Below are 18730 nucleotides of genomic sequence, written 5' to 3'. Positions count from 1 at the left end.
ATGAGACTGCTGATGATCCTGATCGCGGGTGTGGCGATCGGCGCCGGTGGTTACTGGTGGCTGGAACGTCATGCACCGGGAGCAAAGATACCGCCTGCCGCGAGCACGGTTGCCTCGCCGTCTACCGGGATGGAAGTCGCTGTGGCGCCGTCACCTGCAGCGCCACCGGTAACGCCTGCGACTCCTGCACCTGCGAGTACGACACCAGCGGCCGCGGCGGCGTCAGCTACACTCGCTCCCACTCCTGCACCGACAACGGACACGTCGGCGACAACGTCCGGCTTGCTGATTCCGGTACAAGGCATCGGCAGCAACCAGCTCCAGGACACCTTTACCGATGCACGCAGCGAAGGCCGCGTCCACGATGCGATCGATATCCTGGCCCCCACCGGCACACCGGTTCTGGCTGTAGCCGATGGCACGGTAGAAAAGCTGTTTACCAGCGAACGCGGCGGCCTGACCGTGTATCAATTCGAACCCGGCGGCACCTATTGCTACTACTACGCGCACCTGGAGCGCTATGCCGACGGCCTGACCGAGAAGCAAACGATCAAGCGCGGCCAGGTCATCGGCTATGTCGGCAGCACCGGCAACGCCAATCCGGCCGCACCGCATCTGCATTTCGAAATCCATCGGCTCGGGCCGGAAAAGCAGTGGTGGAAGGGCGAGGCGTTGAATCCCTACCCCATCCTGCATGGCGACCAGCCATTGCAATAAGCCACCGGGGCCCACGTTTTGGGTGCGCGCTTGCTCATCATGGCTGATGCAGAGAGAACTGCTGGCGACGCCTCATGCATTTGAGAACGTCGCACGCACACCACCGAGCGTGCGGGATGCAGGCCTGCACGAGCAGTCACCGCACACGCCGCACACGCTCGAACTAGCGTCGAAACCGCGCCTGGTGCGTTCCGATTCCTCACGCCGGCCCGCTTACCGATGCCCGAACGGCAGCATTGGCGACGACTAGATCAACATGCCGCCGGAGACTTCAATGCGCTGCGCATTGATCCAGCCGGTGCCCGGCGCAAGCAGTGCCGCCACCACCGGGCCGATATCGTCCGGCAAGCCGGGACGGCCCAACGCGGTCACCGAGGCAACCATCGCATTGATCTGCGCGTTGTCGCGCACGCTGCCGCCATTGAAGTCGGTTTCGATGGCGCCCGGTGCCAGCGTGTTGGCGCGTATGCCACGCGCGCCCAGTTCCTTTGCAAGGTAGCGGGTGAACACTTCCACCCCACCCTTCATCATCGCGTAGGCCGACGCCCCCGGTAGCGCAAAGCGCGCAAGCCCGCTGGAGACGTTGAGAATGCGCCCGCCATCGGCGATCAGCGGCAACAAGGTCTGGGTCAGGAAGTACGGCCCCTTCAGATGGAGATTGACCAGCGCGTCGAACTGCGCGGGCGTGGTATCGGCAATGGCCGCATGCAGGCCGGTGCCGGCGTTGTTGACCAGTGCATCAAACTGCGTGCGGCCCCAATCGGCCAGCACGTCCTTCAGCTGTGCAGCAAACGCGGCGAAGGTCTCTGCCTCCGCCACATCCAGCTGTATTGCCTGCGCGCGGCGCCCCAGTGCCTGGATCTGCGCAACCACGTCGGCCGCTTCCCCGCCCTGGCTGCGGTAGGTCAGCACGATATCGCTGCCCGCCGCAGCGAGCGCGAACGCGGCGTTGCGGCCCAGGCCGCGGCTGCCGCCGGTGATCACGGTGATGGGGGTAGTGGTGGACATGGGAGCACTCCGTCAATAAGAACCTGCAGCCTATTGCGCTTGCTGTGGCACATAAATCGGCTCACGCTGATTGCACCGTTCAAGATAATCGACCAATCGATGGACACCATGGAATCGCTACGCGCTTTCCTGCGCGTGGCCGAACTCGGCAGCTTCACCCAGGCTGCCGAAACGCTGGGATTGCCGAAGGCAAGCGTGTCGACCGCCGTGCAACGGCTGGAAGCCTCGCTGGGCACCCAGCTCCTGCATCGCACCACACGGCGCGTGCAACTCACCGGCGATGGCAGCGCGTTTTACCAGCGCAGCCGCGATCTGCTGGACGACATGGACGAACTGCAAGGCATGTTTCAGCGCGAGCGTGGCCAGTTGCGCGGTCGGTTGCGGGTGGATATGTCGGCCGGCATCGCACGCAATTTCGTGATTCCGGCCCTGCCCGCGTTCCTCGCGCAGCACCCGCAGCTGGAAGTGGAAATCAGCGGCACCGACCGCCGCGTGGATGTGGTGCGCGAAGGCTTCGATTGCGTGCTGCGGGTCGGCACACTGGAAGACACCAGCCTGGTCGCGCGTCCGCTGGGTGCGTTCCGGATCGTCAGCTGTGCCAGCGCCGGGTATCTCGCCCTTCGCGGTACACCGCAGTGTCTGGACGATCTGGCCCGGCACAATCTGGTGCACTACGTGCCAACGTTGGGGCAACGCTCGCCGGGCTTCGAATACCACGATGGTCAGGCCTACCGGTTGCTACCGATGCGTGGACCAGTCACGGTGAACAACGGCGACGGCTATCTTGCCGCGGCGCTGGCCGGGCTTGGCATCATCCAGGCTCCCGCCAGCCCGTTGCGCCCACACCTGGACAGCGGTGCATTGGTGGAGATCCTGCCCGAACTCGCTGCCGAACCAATGCCGGTCACCCTGCTGTATGCGCAGCGCCGTCATCTCCCGCAGCGCGTGCGTGCCTTCATGGACTGGGTGGCAGAGGTGATGGCACCGCATCTGCAGCCGCTCGTGCCCTGAGCCGCATGCGTCGATGCCCAGCCTGCCAAGTAGCCGAGGGCGGCGTGCGACGCGAACGCGGGCAATGCAGCTCCCGCATCGCAGTCGCGGCCTTGTCGACGGCCATGCGCCGCACCGCCGCACGGCCGTGCCTCCAACGACGTAGTTCGCCGTCGCAATGCACACGCCTGCGTGTCGGCCAGACACCGTGATTGCTCGATAGGTACGCCTGGCACACTCCGTGCGCGATATGCAGGGCGCAAAATAGTCACGCGATATGCGGCCGCATCGTTCACACGTTGCCGTGCCAGTTGTCGCCGGGCACCGACCGTCACCGACGCCCACCATGTGCCCGGTCAGCACGTGGAGCTGCCAGATCAGGACGCGCTACGTGATCTCTGCACGTTGCGACACATCAGACTCACACAAAAAAGCACAGGCATCTCTCGCAAGATGCCTGTGCCAGGCGTCGATCACAGCGGGCGACAAAACGCCCGATGCGGTGCGCCGTCAGAACGTGTAGTTGAAGGTCAGCATGCCGTTGCGCGACGCGCCCCATGCGCCATAGCCGCCGTTGAACTGCGCGTAGTAGCGCTTGTCGAGCAGGTTATCGACATTGAGCTGCACCGAGAACTGCGGCGACAGGCGGTAGCGCGCGAATGCGCTGACCAGGGCATAGGCACTCTGCTGGAACGTGCCATACACCGGGTCCACGTAGTAGGAGCGGTTCTGCCAGTTGACGCCGCCACCCACGGTCAGGTCGCTCCACGCACCTTGCGGGGTGTAGCTATTGAACAGTTTGAGGGTGGTGCGCGGCAGATGGGTATTGATCGAGGTGCCGCTGTCGTCGCGCGCGGTGTAGTGCGACGCACCGAAGGTGGCATTCCAGCCCTGGGTCAGGCGCCCGGACACCTCGAAATCGAAACCTTCGCTGACCACGCCATTGGCGGCCACGAACGCGGACTCGCTGCTGCCCGGCACAAATCCGCCGGTGGCCACGCCCAGGTTGTCCTGCTCGATGCGGAACAGGGCAAGCGAGGCATTGAGCTGATCATCGAACCACGCGGCCTTGACGCCGGCCTCGTAGCCCTTTCCGCTCAACGGGTCCAGGTAACCGCCGTTGGCATCGCGCAAGGTCTGCGGGTTGAAGATTTCGGTGTAGCTGACGTAGGTCGACCACACATCGTTGAGGTCATAGACCAGACCGGCATACGGAGTGACTTCGGTCTGGCTATCGGAGAACGGGACTAAGCCCTGCGCCGCATCGAAGTTGCCGCCATCGATCTGCCAATCGGTATAGCGCGCGCCCACCAGCAATGTCAGCGGATCGGCCAACGAGAAACGCGCAGCCACATAAGCGGCCTTCTGCTTGATGGTGCCTTCGCTCTGCACCGTGCGCGGGCTCCAGTTCGGCTCGGGATAGGCACCATTCCAGCCGAAATAGCTGGTCAGCGGTGCCGGAAAGTCAAAGGTGCCGTTGTTGACGTACTCGCGGCGGTTGTAGCTGGCGCCGGCCACCAACTGATGCTCGCGGCCGAACAGCTGGAACGGACCTTCCGCGTAGACATCGGCGCCATCGGCCTTACGCTCGGTCTGGTAGTTGCCCGAATACGGCACCACGCCGCCGCCAGTGGCACGGTCGAAACCGAAGATCGTATAGAACGGATAGAACAGGTGATTGGCCGCTTCGGTCTTCTCGTGGCTCACGTTGGCCTTGAGGGTCCACCCGCTGTCGAAGCTCTGTTGCAGGCTGGCGAAGGTCCGCTGCAGACGCGTATCCCAGAACGTCCAGTCGGCGGCCGGGTTGAACGAACGGTCGTAGTTGGTGCGGGTGCCATCGCTGAAGAACAGCGGGAAGCCGCCCCAGGTGACATCGTCCGATTCCTTCTTCTGGTATTCGTAGCCCACGCTCAGCAAGGTGCTGTCGGTGAGATCGGCATCGATGATCGCCGAGCCGATCTTCTTGCGCAGGTTGTAGCGATCCATGTCCGATTCGCCGTCCTGATACACGCCGACCACACGTGCGCGCACGGTGCCTTCAGGGCTCAGCGGCACGGTGACATCGGCCACGCTGCGGGTCTTGTTGAAGTCGCCACCACCCACCGACACGGTGCCGGTGAAGTCGCGGCTCACTGCATGCTTGCGCACCAGGTTGATCGACGCCGACGGGTTGCCCGAGCCGGTCAACAGACCGGTCGCACCACGCACCACTTCCACGCGGTCGTACAACGCCACGTCCAGCGCCGAATCGCCATAGCTCCAGGCCTGTTCCATGTACGCCGGGATGCCGTCGAACTGGTAGTTGTCGATGTAGAAACCGCGCGCGTAGAACTCCAGCCGCTCGCTGTCGCTCTGCGCCACCGAGATGCCGGAGACGTTGTTGAGCACATCGGTGATGCTCTGCAGGTTCTGATCGTCCATGCGCTCGCGCGTGACCACCGTGACCGACTGCGGGATCTCGCGCAGCGACAGGTTCATGCGCGTGCCGGCGGTGGTCTTTTCCACCGTGTAGCCCTTGACCTGCTCGCCCTGCACGTTCAGCCGGTCCAGGGTGGTGACTTCGGCTTCGCCGGCCGGGGTTTCGGCCATGGCCTGGCCTGCCGACACCGTGCACAGCGCGGCGAACACCGCATGCGATAGCGCGCGCTGGCGCAGCCCAATGGGAAGAAGACGCATTACGGTAGGACGATTCATCACAGCTCCGGCGCAGACAGTCGAGGGCAAGCCGCCACGCGGAGGCGGCGGTAAACAGGGGGAAAGACGTGCCACGAAACCGCGGCAGCGCAACATTTTAATGGGAATGATTCACATTTTAAATAGCTGGATTGACATATTTTTAGCATTTGCCTGACACAAGCGAGCGCTACCTGGCTGAACGGTGCATTGCGCAACTCATGGTCTGACCGCAGCCATTGCAGCCGAACGCGCATGGACGCGACACTCGGAACGGGAGCTGCCGAACAGGTGGCTGACGTACTGACGGAACGCACTACAACAGGGGTTTACATGAAGAAATGCGGGATGACTGTCGCTCTACTGCTGTTGTGCACGCCAGCAGTGAGCGCTGCGGAGCAAGAAAAAACGCGATTGAGTGACGCTTGCCGGGCACCCGGTAACGCCGTACACGAGGCAGGCCTTGTCCAGATCGGAGGCATCCAGCAATGGGTGACAATCGAAGGTCAGGACTGCCGCAATCCGGTGGTGCTGATCGTGCATGGCGGGCCGGGCAACCCCAACACGCCGTTCGCGCATCGCCTGTTCGGCAGTTGGACGCGCGACTTCACCATCGTGCAGTGGGATCAACGCGGCTCCGGCAAGACCTACGCCGCAAGCAAACCTGCCGACGGCGAGACGCTGACAATGCAGCGGCTGACCCAGGACGGTAGCGCGGTCGCGCGCTATGCCACGCAACGGCTGGGCAAATCCAAGCTCATCCTGATGGGTGGATCGTGGGGCTCGGCATTGTCGGTCAATATCGCCAAGGCAAATCCCAGCCTGTTCCATGCCTATGTTGGCACCGCTCAGCTGGTCAGTTACCAGGACGATATGGCGGCCAGTTACAACAAGACGCTGAGCCTGGCCCGCGCAGCCAGCGATGCGGACGCGATCAGCAAGCTGGAGACGATCGGCCCGCCGCCATGGACCAACCCGCGCAACTTCGGCGTGCTGAGGCGCCTGACGCGCAAGTACGAAGCCTTGAGTACCGACCCGGCACCGGAAGACTGGTTCACCTTCGCAGCGGAGTACGACACGCCCGACTACCGCGCAGCCTATGAGGCCGGAGAAGACTATTCCTTCCTGCAGTTCGTCGGGCTGGCAGGCGACGGCATGGGCCCGCAGATCGACCTGCGCAAACTCGGGCCGCAGTTCGCCATGCCGGTCTATCTGATTCAGGGCGAACAGGATCTGGTCACGCCGGCGCAGATCAGCAAAGCCTATTTCGATGGACTTTCTGCACCGAGCAAGGAATTCCTTCTGCTGCCACGCACCGGGCACGACCCCAACCCGCCGATGATGGACGCACAGCTGAACGTGCTGACCGGGATCCGCGCCTCGGCGCTGGCCAACGACGCGCATTGAAACACGCAACACTTTCGTTGAACGATGACGTACCGCGCATCGCTCACGAGATCCAACAAAAAAGCCGGCTTTCGCCGGCTTTTTCTTTAACGCAACACGCCAGGTCTTACAGCGCCTTGGCTGCCGCCACCACATGCTCGGCGGTGATCTTGAAGTACGCATACAGCTGATCGGCCGGTGCCGAGGCACCGAAGGTATCCATACCGACCACATCGCCATCCAGGCCCACGTACTTGCGCCAGAAGCCGGTCACGCCCGCTTCCACCGCCACGCGCTTGCGCACCGCATTCGGCAGCACCGATTCGCGATAGGCCGCGTCCTGGCGATCGAACACGTCGGTGGATGGCATCGACACCACGCGTGTCTTCAAACCGGCCGCATCCAGCGTCTTCTTGGCTTCCACCGCCAGACCCACTTCCGAACCGGTACCGATCAGGATCACGTCGGGCGTGCCACCTTCGGCATCGGCCAGCACATAGCCACCGCGCTCGATCAGCTTGAGCTGCTCGGCGCTGCGCGGCTGGTGCTGCAGGTTCTGGCGGCTGAAGATCAGGCAGCTCGGGCCGTCCTTGCGGGTGATCGCAGCCTTCCAGCTCACCGCCGATTCCACCGCATCGCCCGGGCGCCATACATCGTTGTTGGGGATGTAGCGCAGCGAGGCCAGGTGTTCCACCGGCTGATGGGTCGGGCCGTCTTCGCCCAGGCCGATCGAGTCGTGGGTGTACACGTGGATGGCATGCGCCGGATTCAACGCGCTCATACGCACGCCGTTGCGCGCGTAGTCGCTGAACACCAGGAAGGTGGCATCGAAGGGAATGAAGCCACCATGCAGCGCCAGGCCATTGGCAATGGCGGTCATGCCGAACTCGCGCACGCCGTAGTACACGTAGTTGGCATCCGGGTCGTCGGTGGCCACCGACTTGCTGGCCTTCCACAGGGTCAGGTTGGAATGCGCCAGATCGGCCGAGCCGCCGATCAGTTCCGGCAACAGCGGCGCAAACGCTTCGATCGCCAGCTGCGAGGCCTTGCGCGAGGCGATGGTCTGGCCGTCTTCCTGCGCCTTGGCAATGTAGGCATCGGCCTTGGCGATGAAGTCGGCCGGCAGCTCGCCGTGCGAGCGGCGGGTCAGCTCATCGGCTTCGCTGGCGTACTGCTTGGCGTACTTGTCGAACAGCTGTTCCCATTCGGCCTGGCGCAGCGTGCCGGTACCTCCGGCGCGCCAGCCGGCGTAGATCTCTTCGGGAATCTCGAACGGGCCGTACGGCCACTCCAGTGCCTTGCGCGCGCCTTCCAGCTCGTCCTTGCCCAGCGGTGCGCCGTGCGAGGATTCCTTGCCGGCCTTGGTCGGCGCACCGAAGCCGATCTTGGTGCGGCAGCAGATCAGCGTGGGCTTGTCGCTGTTGTCCAGCGCCGCCTCGATCGCCGCCTTGATCTTCTCGGCGTCGTGCCCATCCACGTCACGGATCACGTGCCAGCCATAGGCTTCGAAACGCGCCGGGGTGTCGTCGCTGAACCAGCCGGCGGTGTTGCCGTCGATGGAGATCTGGTTGTTGTCCCAGAACGCCACCAGCTTGCCCAGGCCCCAGGTACCGGCCAGCGAGGCGGCTTCGTGCGAAATGCCTTCCATCAGGCAGCCGTCGCCCATGAACACCCAGGTGCGGTGGTCGACGATTTCCAGCTCCGGGCGGTTATAGCGCTGCGCCAGCAACTTCTCGGCCAGCGCGAACCCGACCGCGTTGGCGAAGCCCTGGCCGAGCGGGCCGGTGGTGGTCTCCACCCCAGGGGTCTCGCTGCGCTCCGGGTGGCCGGCGGTCTTGCTGTGCAGCTGGCGGAACTGCTTGAGCTGCTCGATCGGCAGGTCGTAGCCGGACAGGTGCAGCAACGCGTACTGCAACATCGACCCATGCCCGTTGGACAGCACGAAACGGTCGCGGTTGAACCACTGCGGGTTGTTCGGGTTGTGCCGGTAGAAGTCGTTCCACAGCACTTCGGCGATATCGGCCATGCCCATGGGCATGCCGGGGTGGCCGGACTTGGCGGCTTCGACCGCATCTGCGGCAAGAAAACGGATGGCGTTGGCCAGCTGGCGGCGGGTGGGCTGGGTCATGGGCGTCTATGGAAGCGGAGGGGAACACCGCTGGAAGCGGAGACCCCTATTCTCCCATACACAGCGTTACGGGAATCGGGAGTCGGGAATGGGGAATCGGATGCAGCGTTGCGGGTTGGTCGATGCCCCCTCCGCGCCGGGCCGCTTCGGCGACGAGGCAAGACCACGCATTACTCCTTACCCTCACACCAGCCCGCTTTAACGATTCCCGATTCCCGATTCCCGATTCCCTATTCCTCGCCCTTGGCGACCAAAGTCGTCAGCGCCAGATCCCCGGTCACGTTCAAGGCCGTGCGGCACATGTCCAGGAAGTGATTGACGCCCAGGATCATGCCGATGCCCACCGGGTTGACCCCCACCATCGCGCAGATCAGCGCCACCACCGGCAGCGAGCCGGACGGCACGCCGGCGGTGCCGATCCCGCCCAGGATGCAGACCAGCATCACCATGAATTGCTGGGCGAGGCTCAAGTCCACGTTGAAGAACTGCGCCAGGAAGATCACCGTCACGCCCTCGAACAACGCAGTGCCGTTCTGGTTGGCGGTGGCGCCCACGGTCAGCACGAAGCGCGACACCCGCGGCGGCAGGCCCATCTCGTCGGCCACGCGCAGCGCGGTGGGCAGGGTCGCATTGCTGGACGCAGTGGAGAACGCCATCAAAGTGGCTTCCTGCGTCTGCTTGAAGAAGCCCAGCGGCGAGCGCCCGGCAAACTTCACCGCCAGCCCGTAGCTCGCCACCATGTGCAGCCCCAACGCCAGCACGACCACGCCCACGTAGGCGCCCAGGCGGATCAACAGATCGAAGCCGAACAACGCGGCCAGGTTGAACATGAAGCAGGCCACCGCATACGGGGCCAGGCGGATCACCAGGCCGATCAGGGTCATCGAGATCTCGAAGACGCCTTCGATCCCGCGCCGCAGCGTGGCGACCTTTTCATCGGCGGTCAGCACCATGCCGACGCCGAACATCACCGCAAAGAACATCAGCGACAGGATGGCGCCATTGCTGGACGCGGCGGCAATCACGTTGCTGGGCACGATCGACAACAGCATGTCCATGCCCTGCGGCTGGGTGCCGGAGCTGGAAATGATCTCGCGGGTGCGCTCGGCGTTTTCCTGGATCAACTGATTGGCCAGTTGCGGGTCCACACCCGCACCGGGCTTGAGCACATTGACCAGCACCAGACCGAGCAGCACTGCAATACCGGACAGCACGACGGTGTAGCCCAGGGTGCGCCAGCCCACGCGGCCCAGCGCGCGGACGTCGCCCATGTCGGAGATGCCCATCACCAGTGCCGAAAACAGCAGCGGCACGATCAGCATGAAGATCAGATTGAGGAAGATCTGCGAGAACGGCGTGGTGACGTACTTGGTCGCCATGCGCACCCAGTCGGCATCGCTGCCGGCCAGGTAGTAGACGGCCAGACCCAGCACCAGGCCCACGGCAAAGCCAATACCCATCTTCCAATGCAGGGGCAGGCCCGGGCGGCGTGCGGCTGGGGATGCAGTCATCTGGTCGGCCTTGATGTGAACACAAAGACCGGAGCTTAACAAATGCCATCGAGGCGGCCACGCCGCGCTGCAACTGCCCGCGGGTAGGTCTGCCTTGCGAGGACAGGTGCGAGTGGTGCAACAGCAAAACACGTGATCGCGGGCAAAGCCTTGCGGGTAAGGCAGTTGCTTGCTTGGCGTGAATCAGGGAGCGATTCGCTTGCTGCAGCACCGCGTTGGTAGGTGGAGTCGTTGATTGCTCGCGGCAATCTGCACGCATGCATGCAGAGCGCGATTGGCGATCAGGGATTGGCGACTTGCAGCTCGTGCCTGGCACTGCCCTTGGGAGTTGCGACCACCTAAGTTCACTGCGGCCGAGATCGTGAGCGTTGACGTCAGATCGATGCGCTACAGCCGAGCTGGTTGAGCGTGCGGTGCCCTCACCGCTCGCGGAACACGCCGTGAATCCATCCCTGGACGCGACGTGGCGGTATCCATGCCGCCACGGGCTCCTGCAAGCGGCAAGGACTCCGCACCATGACGTTGGTCGGCGCCTGCTTCACAGAGCTGATCGCGGCGCGCGTGCTGACGTGCCGATGCAGGCGTCCGCATTCGCATCAGACGGACGTTGGTGCAGACGCGAGAGGCGTAGCCAGCGAGCACCATGGATCGCACAGCGACGTAGTGCACTGCTCGCCCATGTACACCGACTAACGCAACTGGCCCTTGCCCGCTCGCCGTCGCGGGACCTTGGCAGCATGGATGCCACCAAAGCACCTACAGGGACGTACTTGCGGCGTGTCCGGCGATGGCGAGTGGGCAAGCGCCCTGCAGCCCAATGGCAGCCGCAACGCCTTGCCCTCGGCACCACATCAGATATCCGGAATCAAGCGCGCTAACGAGACGTCATGCGCAGTGCCGGATGGATGTGGCGAAGCGCTCAGAACCGGAGTGCATGGATGAGAGCGAGTTTCGAGCGGCAGCCACGCCTGGCGGCCGCATCCTTCGCGTGCGCTGATCCAGGCGCTATGGCGATGCACAACGAGACGCCGCTTCTTGACCCTCAGTCGCTGCCAATGCCCACGCCACGCAGGCGATCAAGGCGCCGGCGGGTACAACGGCGCCAGCACCTCAGGTTCTGCAGCGCTTGCGTGCCGCCAGCGTGGGCCCTTGGCGAATGCCTCGCGCAACGCCGCGCGGGCACCGGCCACATCGCCGTCGCCGCCCCAGCGCGCACGCTGCATCCGCGCCACGGCCGCGCGCTGTGCGGGATCGGCCAGGGCGGCCAACACGCTGTCGATGTCAGCCACACCGGCCATGCCGCAGAGCACGGTTGCCACCTCGTCCATCCCGCCGGCATCCAGCGCGCGGCGTAACTCGGCTACGCCGTGCGTGGCGCGCCGACCTGGCATGACGATCTCTGCGCCATGGCCACCGGACGCGGTGGGCGGTGCGCCACGTCGGCGCAGCAGCGCCCATGCCAGCGTGAGCACCCACAGTAGCGCGAAGCCTGCCGCTGCAACGATCCATCCCCAGGGGCGCCCTTGCGACGGCGGCTGCACCGTCAGCGCGCCGGTGGCCGCTGCAGGCGCAGGGCCAGCGGCCACCGGACCCGCAGCCGGCTCAGGCGCAGGCGCCGGCACCGCGAACGCACCGCTCCCCGCCGCGACGTCCAGCGTCAGGTCCGGCACGGTTGCCGTCTTTGCAGCAGCCGCACCCACATCCCACCACGCCACCTGCAGGCCGGGCACGACCAGCGGGCCGGCGCGGTTGGGCACGATCGAATAGCGCCGGGTCAGCCGCAACTGCGGCGAGCCGTCCACGAACCGTTCTTCGTATTGCGGCGGTTCGGCGAACACCTGCGCATCCGGCACGCTCGGCGTGGGCAGGTCGGGGAACTGTGCCTGAGTGGCGCCACGTGCACGGGCTTCCACCACAAACTGCGCGGCCTCGCCGGCAGTGGCGCGCTGCGGGGTGGCTGTATACCGCAACTGCAGGCTGCGCAGCGGCAACCACGGTTGCGGTGCGTTGGCCGGCTGCGCCCGCACCTGCAGCGGGATACTGGCACTGCGCGCGCTCAGCTCGCCCGTGCCGCGGCCGAAGTAATCGTCGAAGAAACCGCCCACGGAGCGGCCCGTGAAGCGCGCCGACGGCAGCAGCAGACGCCCGCTGCGCTCGGGCACCAGCAGATAACGCCGCTCCACCACGTTGTATTGACGCCCGTTGACCAGCTTGACCGAACTGACGTCGTCGCCAACGCGTTGCAATGACGCACCATCGGGCGCTTCCAGATCCAACTCGCCGGAGGCCAGCTGGTTGGCGAAATACAGGCGCACCACCACGCCCACGCTTTGCTGCACGAAGGGCTGCGGGTCGTCCACCTGGGTCTGGACGAAGGCCTCTTCGTTGCCCTGCGCCGCACTGGGCCCGTTCGCGGCACCGGCGCCGCTGTCTGCCGCCTCGTTCGCCGGGCCCACCACCTGCAGCCGCAGCGGCTCGGTGCGCTCGCCGCCAACGCGAATCGCCGGCACGATCACCTCACCGCGCTTGCGCGGCGTCAGCACCACGCCGAACAACGCGCGGACCGTCACCCCGCCGTTGGCCACCTGCATCTGCTGATTGGCGCTCTTGGCGCCCAGTGCGAAGTCGTTGCGCAACGGCGAGTAGTCCGGATCGACACCGCGCTGATCGGTTTCGATGTTCAACGTCACCGCATCACCGCTATTGACGCTGTCGCGGTCCAGCCAGGCGCGCGTCACCGCACCCAGCGGTGCGCAGAACACCAGCGCGGCGCTGCTCAGCATGCCGATCGCCACGCGGCGCAAGTGGTATGTGCCGATCATCGTCCGTCCCGTTGCCTGCGTTCGTATTCCAGCCTGAATTTGGTCCGCAGCAGGCTGCCCGGATCGTCCGGTACCCGCCGCAACCATGCATCCACCGCCTGGCGCTGTTCGCGTTGTTCCGGCGTTTCGTCCGCCACTGCCGCTTCCGCCTTGCCCTTGGCATCGGCGCCCTTGTCGCCGGCCTGCGCCATGGCCTGCTGCATCTTGCGGCGCTGCGCTTCGTCGGCCTGTTGTTGCGCCTTGGCGTCGGCCGACTTCGGTGGTGCGTCCTGCTTGTTCGGCTCGCCCTTGCCATCGCCGGACTGCGGGTCCTGCGTCTTTCCATCCTGCGACTCAGGCGTGGCAGACGATGGATCCTTACCCTCCTGCTTGCCTTGCGCGTCCTGCGGCTGCTGTCCGTTCTGGCCCGCGCCCTGAGTGTTCTGCTGGTTCTGGCCGGCCCTGTTCTGCCCGGATTGATTCTGATCCTTGGACTTGCCCTGCCCGTCCTTGTTGCCCTGCTGCTGCCGCTTGCGCGCCGCATCGACAGCGGCGCGATTGGCGATCGCATCGGCCTGGTTCGGATGTTGCTTGAGGGCGCGATCGTAGGCCGCAATCGCCTCGTCGTAGCGGCCTTGCCGCGCCAGTGCATTACCGAGGTTGTAGAAACCTTCGTCGGTCGGGACGTGTTCGAAGGCTTTTTGCGCAGCGGCGAAATCACCGCGCCGGTAGGCCTGCACGCCAGCATCCAGGCGTTGCTGCTGTACCTGGTCGGCGCGTTGCCACAGCGTGCCATCGGCTGCCTGTGCGGGCTGGGCCAGCGGCAGGACGCCTACCAGCGCCAGCAGTGCCACCACCGCACGCCGACGGAATGCCAGCAGTGCCAGCAACATCACCGGCAGTACCAGCCAATAGCCTTCGTCCAGCCAGGTCTTGCCGCCGTTGGCGTCGGCGGTCTCTTCGGCCAACGACTGTTGCGCGGGATCGAGCACGCCCAGCGCCTGCAGATCCGCGTCATCGGGCGTGATACGCGCATAACGTCCGCCCCCCTGACCGGCCAGATCGCGCAAGGCGGGTTCGTCCAGCCGTGCCTGCGCGATCTCGCCACCTGCAGTGCGATAGGCAGCGCCGCGTGCACTGCCCACGCCCAGGGCCGACACGCGGAATCCCCGCGCACGCGCCGTGCGTGCCGCACTTTCTGCCGAGCCGTCCGCGCTATCGCTCAGCAGCAGGATCTCGCCCTGCTTGAAGCCGGCCTGTTGCAGCAGGCGAGTCGCCGCATCGATGGCGCGGTCGGCGCGTTTGCCATCCACCGGCATCACCGACGGCGAGAGCGCGTCCAGAAACAAGGCCACATTGCTGGCGTCTTCGGTCAACGGGGCGACGGTAAAGCTTTCGCCGGCGTACACCAGCAGTGCGACGTCGCCGCCGGCGCGCTTGCGCAGCAGCGTGGCCAGCTTCGCGCGCGCCTGCAGCAGGCGCGATGGCGGCAGATCGGTTGCATTGCTGCTGGAGGACAGATCCAGCACCACCACCAGGGGCATGCTCGAATGAAACGTCGGGCGCTCGGTCTGCCGCCAGCTGGGCCCGCTCATCGCCACCACCGCAAGCGCGTAGGTCACGGCGGCCAGCACGAAGCCCAGCCACCCGCGTCGGCCACCGGCGACCAGCAAGCCCGGCAATAGATGTGCGTCCACGCTCTGCCGCCAGGCGTTGGCGCTGCGGCGACGCAGTTGCCACAGCACAGCCGCCGGCACGATCGCCAGCAGCGCCCACAACCAGTCCGGACGCAAGAGATGCAACGAGGCAAGCAGCCCGCTCAGCGCAGTCATTGCCATCTCCGCGGCAACACGAACGCCAGCAACGCGACTATCAAGGCCGCACCCAGTGGCCAGTAGTAGCGCTCCACGCGTGGCTGCACCGACGGGCCCAGCGCCTTCACCGGCTCCAGGCGATCGAGCTCGGCGTAGATGCCGGCCAGCTCTGCGGTATCGCGCGCGCGGAAAAAGCGCCCGCCGGTCTGCTGGGCGATCTTGCGCAGCCCCTGCTCATCGATATCGTCGTTGCCGCCGGCCGGAATCGGCACGCCGAACAACGAATAGCCGCCGCTGCCGCCGAAGGCAATCGTGTGTACGCGCACCCTTTCGGCCTTGGCGAGTTCGGCCGCCTTCAGGGGATTCAATACGCCAGCGGTGTTGACGCCATCGGTGAGCAACACCACCACACGTTGGCCCTGCTCCTGCTCGCGCAGCCGTTTGACCGACAGTGCAATGGCATCGCCAATGGCGGTCTCGCGCCCGGCCAGCCCCACCACGCTGTCGGCCAGTTGATCGCGCACGGACGTCAGGTCCGCAGTCAGCGGGGTGAGCGCGTAGGCGCGCTGTCCGAACACCAGCAGGCCGACGCGATCACCATCGCGGCGATCGAGAAAATCCGACAGCACCGCCTTGGCCGCGGTCAGGCGGTCCACCACGTTGCCGCCCAGCACCATGTCCGGTTCGCTCATGCTGCCGGACAGGTCCACCGCCAGCATCATCTGGCGCGCCTCACGCGGCGGCTGGATGACCTCACCCAATTGCTGCGGGCGCGCCAACGCGGCGCACAGCAGGAACCAGCCCAGCCAGGCCAACCAGCGCGGCATCCTTAGCGCGGGCATACGCTGCGCCTGCGCGACCGCGTGCAATTGATCGGCATACGGCACGCGCAATGCCGCCGCATCGACGGCGCGGCGCGGCCAGAACCACATCAGCAGCGGCAGCGGCATCAGCCACCACGCCCATGGCCATGCGCAATGCGCCAGCGCGTCTTGCCATTGCGACCACTGCAGCCAGTTCATCGCCGCCCCCGCATCAGCGCCAGGAAGCGTTGCCGCACCAGCACCTGGACGGCCTCGATGTCGGCCACTGCCGGCGTGCGCTGGAATCCCCCCTCAAGCACCGCGCGTCCTGGCCCCTGCGAGAACGCCTGCGCCTTGCTCTTGCGGCCGTCCAGAAACTGCAGCCATGCCTCGCCCTGCAGGCGATCGGCGTTCGCATCCACCGTGCGTGCCGCACGTCGCAACAATGCCGACAGCGCTGCCAGGCGCTGCGCCGGCGTCGCCGCGCGTTGCAGCTCGGCATCGAACGCCGCCAACCAGCGGCGTTGCTGGCGGCGACGGCGCCACCACCAGAACCATGCACCGGCCACCACCAGCGCGACAACCGCGATGACCAGCCACCAGCCCGGCGCCAGCGGCCACCAGCCCGGCGATGGCGGCAGGTGCACATCGCGCAACGAGAGCGATTGCGGTGCCATCGTCATGCGCCCCGCACGGATGCGCCACCGAGCCAGGCATCGCTGGCATCGTCGGTGGACAGGCGATGCAGGCGCACACCGCGTGCCTGCAGCACCGCGGCCATGTGTTCCAGTGGCGCCACGAACTCGGCCTGCCAGCGCGCGCGCGCGGACTGGCTGGCCAGGTCCACCGCAATGCGTTCACCGCGCACATCGAAACTCAGCGCGCGCGCCGGTGGCGACAACTCCAGCGGATCGACCAGCACGATCACCACCACCTCGTGATGCAGCGCCAGGCCGGACCACCGGGTCGCGGAAATCGTGCTGGCACTGCGCGCATCGGCCAGTACGGTCAGCCGCGCACCGGGACGCAGCAGGCGCGCGGCATGGTCCAGCGCGACCTCCAGCCCGGCATCGCCGGACGGTGGCTGGGCGTACCAGCGCGCCAGGGCATCCAGCACCGGCAATACGCCACGCTGCCCCGACCGCGGCGCAATCGGCGCTTCGCTGGAGGTACCGCGCAAGGCGGCGATGCGGTCGCCCTGTCGCTGCGCCAGCCACGCCGCCACCGCTCCAGCGCGCGCTGCCTGTACCGACTTGTAGCGCACCCGCGTACCGAAGAAGAGCGCCGGCGAGGTGTCGGCCACGATCAGGCTCAAGCGCTCGCGCTCGGCCTGGAACAACTTGGTATGCGCGCGCCCGGTGCGGGCGGTGACACGCCAGTCGATATGCCGTGCGTCATCGCCCGCCACATAGTCGCGCGACTCGGCGTACTCCATCCCGCGTCCACGTGTTGCGGCAGGCACCGGACCCACCAGGCCATGCCGGCCGCGTCCGGGTTGCCCGCGATGCAGCGCGGTGCCGCGCAATGCGATCAGCTCCGCAAGACTCGGGCGCAGGCCATCGCCGGCAACGGACGAGGCGGGATGTGCGGGGGGCGGAGACGGCATCGAAGACATCGGAGTCGGGCGGGAGGACGGCATACCTCGGCAACGCGCTACCCGATCAGGGCAGCGGGATCTTTTCCAGCAAGGCGGCCACCAGACGCTCGCCATCCCAGCCCTCGGCAGTCGCCTCGTAGCTGGGCAACACGCGATGGCGCAGTACATCCGGAGCGATGGCGCGGATATCGTCCGGAGTCACGTAGTCGCGCCCGGCCAGCCATGCACGCGCACGCGCGCAGCGCTCCAGTGCGATCGAGCCACGCGGGCTGGCGCCCCAGGCGATCCGCCGCCCCAATGCAGGGTCATAGCGCTGTGCATCGCGCGAGGCCAGCACGATCTCGATCAGATACCGTTCCAGTTGCGGCGCCAGATGCACGTCCAGCACCACCCGCCGGGCCGCGAACACATCTTCCAGCGGAATCTTGTCGGGAACGGTCTCGTGTTTTTCCAGCGTATCGCGCGCCGCCTCGCGGGCCAGGCGCAGGATCTCCGCCTCGGCGTCGGCCTGCGGGTATCCAATGCGCACATGCATCAGGAAGCGGTCCAGTTGCGCCTCGGGCAGCGGAAAGGTGCCTTCCTGCTCGATGGGGTTCTGCGTTGCCATCACCAGGAACAGCTGCGGCAGCGCATACGTATGCCGGCCCACGGTGACCTGCCGTTCGCCCATCGCCTCGAGCAGGGCCGACTGCACCTTGGCCGGCGCGCGGTTGATCTCGTCGGCCAACAGGATGGGATGGAAGATCGGCCCCGGCATGAATTCGAACCGGCTGTCCTGCGGGCGCCAGATCTCGGTGCCGGTCAGATCGGCCGGCAGCAGATCCGGAGTGAACTGCACCCGCGCAAAGTCCGCTTCCAGCCGCGAGGCCAGCGCACGAATCGCCGTGGTCTTGGCCAGCCCGGGCGCGCCCTCGACCAGCAGATGGCCGTCGGCCAGCAAAGCGATCAGCAATCGCTCCACCAGGGCCGACTGGCCGACGATGCGCTGCGCCAGCGACTCGCGCAGGGAGGTGAATTGACGATGCAGCCGGTCCTCGGCGGGCGCGGCAGCGGCTTCTGGGGGGAGGAGCGGCGGTGCGTTCATAGGCCCAGTGTGACCGATCCGGGCGCGATTGGTTCACTTGGCGATGGCCGGAGGTTCAGTGAGTGATGAAGGTCATGCTCCTACCCAAGCCACCGCGGGCGCTACCATCTAACCACGCAGCGCAAAGCTGAGGGGCAGACTTCTGGATGGAAGCATGCGACAGGGCGTACACCGCGCCCGGCTCCATGCTTGCCAGCGCTCAAGACACCTCTCAAACG

Annotated in this window: 12 protein-coding genes and 1 pseudogene; 3 read left to right on the top strand and 10 right to left on the bottom strand. The window is 66.0% G+C overall.

Annotation, left to right across the window (positions count from 1 at the left end):
* Positions 1-717: a M23 family metallopeptidase gene (locus A7D17_RS19030; RefSeq protein WP_064510528.1), complete on the top strand. Its 717-nt coding sequence runs from the start codon at positions 1-3 to the stop codon at positions 715-717.
* Positions 718-963: 246 nt separating this feature from the next.
* Here A7D17_RS19030 and A7D17_RS19025 read toward each other — a convergent pair whose 3' ends face one another.
* The gene (locus tag A7D17_RS19025) at positions 964-1725 is read right to left on the bottom strand and encodes an SDR family NAD(P)-dependent oxidoreductase (protein WP_064510527.1); all 762 of its coding nucleotides are present in this window, start codon (positions 1723-1725) and stop codon (positions 964-966) included.
* A 33-nt stretch (positions 1726-1758) separates the two neighbouring features.
* On the opposite strand from A7D17_RS19025, the gene A7D17_RS19020 reads away from it, so the two are divergent.
* Positions 1759-2736: a LysR family transcriptional regulator gene (locus A7D17_RS19020; protein ID WP_064510526.1), complete on the top strand. Its 978-nt coding sequence runs from the start codon at positions 1759-1761 to the stop codon at positions 2734-2736.
* 489 nt (positions 2737-3225) lie between these two features.
* Here the strand turns inward: A7D17_RS19020 and fhuE are convergent, their stop codons facing one another.
* Positions 3226-5409 (bottom strand): ferric-rhodotorulic acid/ferric-coprogen receptor FhuE, encoded by a 2184-nt coding sequence (gene fhuE, locus A7D17_RS19015; protein WP_064510525.1) that lies wholly within the window; start codon positions 5407-5409, stop codon positions 3226-3228.
* A gap of 234 nt (positions 5410-5643) precedes the next feature.
* On the opposite strand from fhuE, the pseudogene A7D17_RS23410 reads away from it, so the two are divergent.
* Positions 5644-6654 (top strand): annotated as a pseudogene (locus A7D17_RS23410) (alpha/beta fold hydrolase); the annotation flags it as partial.
* Between the two features lie 247 nt (positions 6655-6901).
* On the opposite strand, the gene tkt reads toward A7D17_RS23410, so the two are convergent.
* The 8 genes from tkt to A7D17_RS18965 all read right to left on the bottom strand — a co-directional run bounded on the left by tkt (position 6902) and on the right by A7D17_RS18965 (position 18512).
* Positions 6902-8902, bottom strand: a complete 2001-nt coding sequence (tkt, locus tag A7D17_RS19000; protein ID WP_064510524.1) for a transketolase — start codon at positions 8900-8902, stop codon at positions 6902-6904.
* A 230-nt stretch (positions 8903-9132) separates the two neighbouring features.
* Positions 9133-10413 carry a cation:dicarboxylate symporter family transporter gene (locus A7D17_RS18995; protein WP_082862161.1) on the bottom strand — a complete coding sequence of 427 codons (1281 nt, stop codon included), beginning with the start codon at positions 10411-10413 and terminating at the stop codon, positions 9133-9135.
* A 1076-nt stretch (positions 10414-11489) separates the two neighbouring features.
* Positions 11490-13235 (bottom strand): BatD family protein, encoded by a 1746-nt coding sequence (locus A7D17_RS18990; RefSeq protein WP_064510522.1) that lies wholly within the window; start codon positions 13233-13235, stop codon positions 11490-11492.
* Positions 13232-15052, bottom strand: a complete 1821-nt coding sequence (locus A7D17_RS18985) for a VWA domain-containing protein (RefSeq protein ID WP_064510521.1) — start codon at positions 15050-15052, stop codon at positions 13232-13234. Before A7D17_RS18985 ends, A7D17_RS18990 begins: the two co-directional genes overlap by 4 nt.
* Positions 15043-16050 (bottom strand): vWA domain-containing protein, encoded by a 1008-nt coding sequence (locus A7D17_RS18980; protein ID WP_064510520.1) that lies wholly within the window; start codon positions 16048-16050, stop codon positions 15043-15045. Before A7D17_RS18980 ends, A7D17_RS18985 begins: the two co-directional genes overlap by 10 nt.
* Positions 16047-16508, bottom strand: coding sequence for a DUF4381 domain-containing protein (locus tag A7D17_RS18975; protein WP_064510562.1), 462 nt, complete (start codon positions 16506-16508; stop codon positions 16047-16049). Before A7D17_RS18975 ends, A7D17_RS18980 begins: the two co-directional genes overlap by 4 nt.
* 2 nt (positions 16509-16510) lie before the next feature.
* Positions 16511-17470, bottom strand: coding sequence for a DUF58 domain-containing protein (locus A7D17_RS18970; protein ID WP_064510519.1), 960 nt, complete (start codon positions 17468-17470; stop codon positions 16511-16513).
* A gap of 22 nt (positions 17471-17492) precedes the next feature.
* Positions 17493-18512: an AAA family ATPase gene (locus tag A7D17_RS18965; protein ID WP_064510518.1), complete on the bottom strand. Its 1020-nt coding sequence runs from the start codon at positions 18510-18512 to the stop codon at positions 17493-17495.
* Positions 18513-18730 lie beyond the last annotated feature (218 nt).

Origin of the sequence: Xanthomonas floridensis, from assembly GCF_001642575.1 — a bacterium.
In the GTDB taxonomy this organism is placed as follows: Bacteria; Pseudomonadota; Gammaproteobacteria; order Xanthomonadales; family Xanthomonadaceae; genus Xanthomonas; species Xanthomonas floridensis.
This window is presented reverse-complemented; position numbering and strand designations above follow the sequence as displayed.

What these genes read in the sequence shown, in the direction of transcription:
- A7D17_RS19030 (WP_064510528.1), top strand. Translation starts at nt 1, where the DNA reads ATGAGACTGCTGATGATCCTGATCGCGGGTGTGGCGATCGGCGCCGGT.
- A7D17_RS19025 (WP_064510527.1), bottom strand. Translation starts at nt 1,725, where the DNA reads ATGTCCACCACTACCCCCATCACCGTGATCACCGGCGGCAGCCGCGGC.
- fhuE (WP_064510525.1), bottom strand. Translation starts at nt 5,409, where the DNA reads ATGAATCGTCCTACCGTAATGCGTCTTCTTCCCATTGGGCTGCGCCAG.
- tkt (WP_064510524.1), bottom strand. Translation starts at nt 8,902, where the DNA reads ATGACCCAGCCCACCCGCCGCCAGCTGGCCAACGCCATCCGTTTTCTT.
- A7D17_RS18995 (WP_082862161.1), bottom strand. Translation starts at nt 10,413, where the DNA reads ATGACTGCATCCCCAGCCGCACGCCGCCCGGGCCTGCCCCTGCATTGG.
- A7D17_RS18990 (WP_064510522.1), bottom strand. Translation starts at nt 13,235, where the DNA reads ATGATCGGCACATACCACTTGCGCCGCGTGGCGATCGGCATGCTGAGC.
- A7D17_RS18985 (WP_064510521.1), bottom strand. Translation starts at nt 15,052, where the DNA reads ATGGCAATGACTGCGCTGAGCGGGCTGCTTGCCTCGTTGCATCTCTTG.
- A7D17_RS18980 (WP_064510520.1), bottom strand. Translation starts at nt 16,050, where the DNA reads ATGAACTGGCTGCAGTGGTCGCAATGGCAAGACGCGCTGGCGCATTGC.
- A7D17_RS18975 (WP_064510562.1), bottom strand. Translation starts at nt 16,508, where the DNA reads ATGGCACCGCAATCGCTCTCGTTGCGCGATGTGCACCTGCCGCCATCG.
- A7D17_RS18970 (WP_064510519.1), bottom strand. Translation starts at nt 17,470, where the DNA reads ATGCCGTCCTCCCGCCCGACTCCGATGTCTTCGATGCCGTCTCCGCCC.
- A7D17_RS18965 (WP_064510518.1), bottom strand. Translation starts at nt 18,512, where the DNA reads ATGAACGCACCGCCGCTCCTCCCCCCAGAAGCCGCTGCCGCGCCCGCC.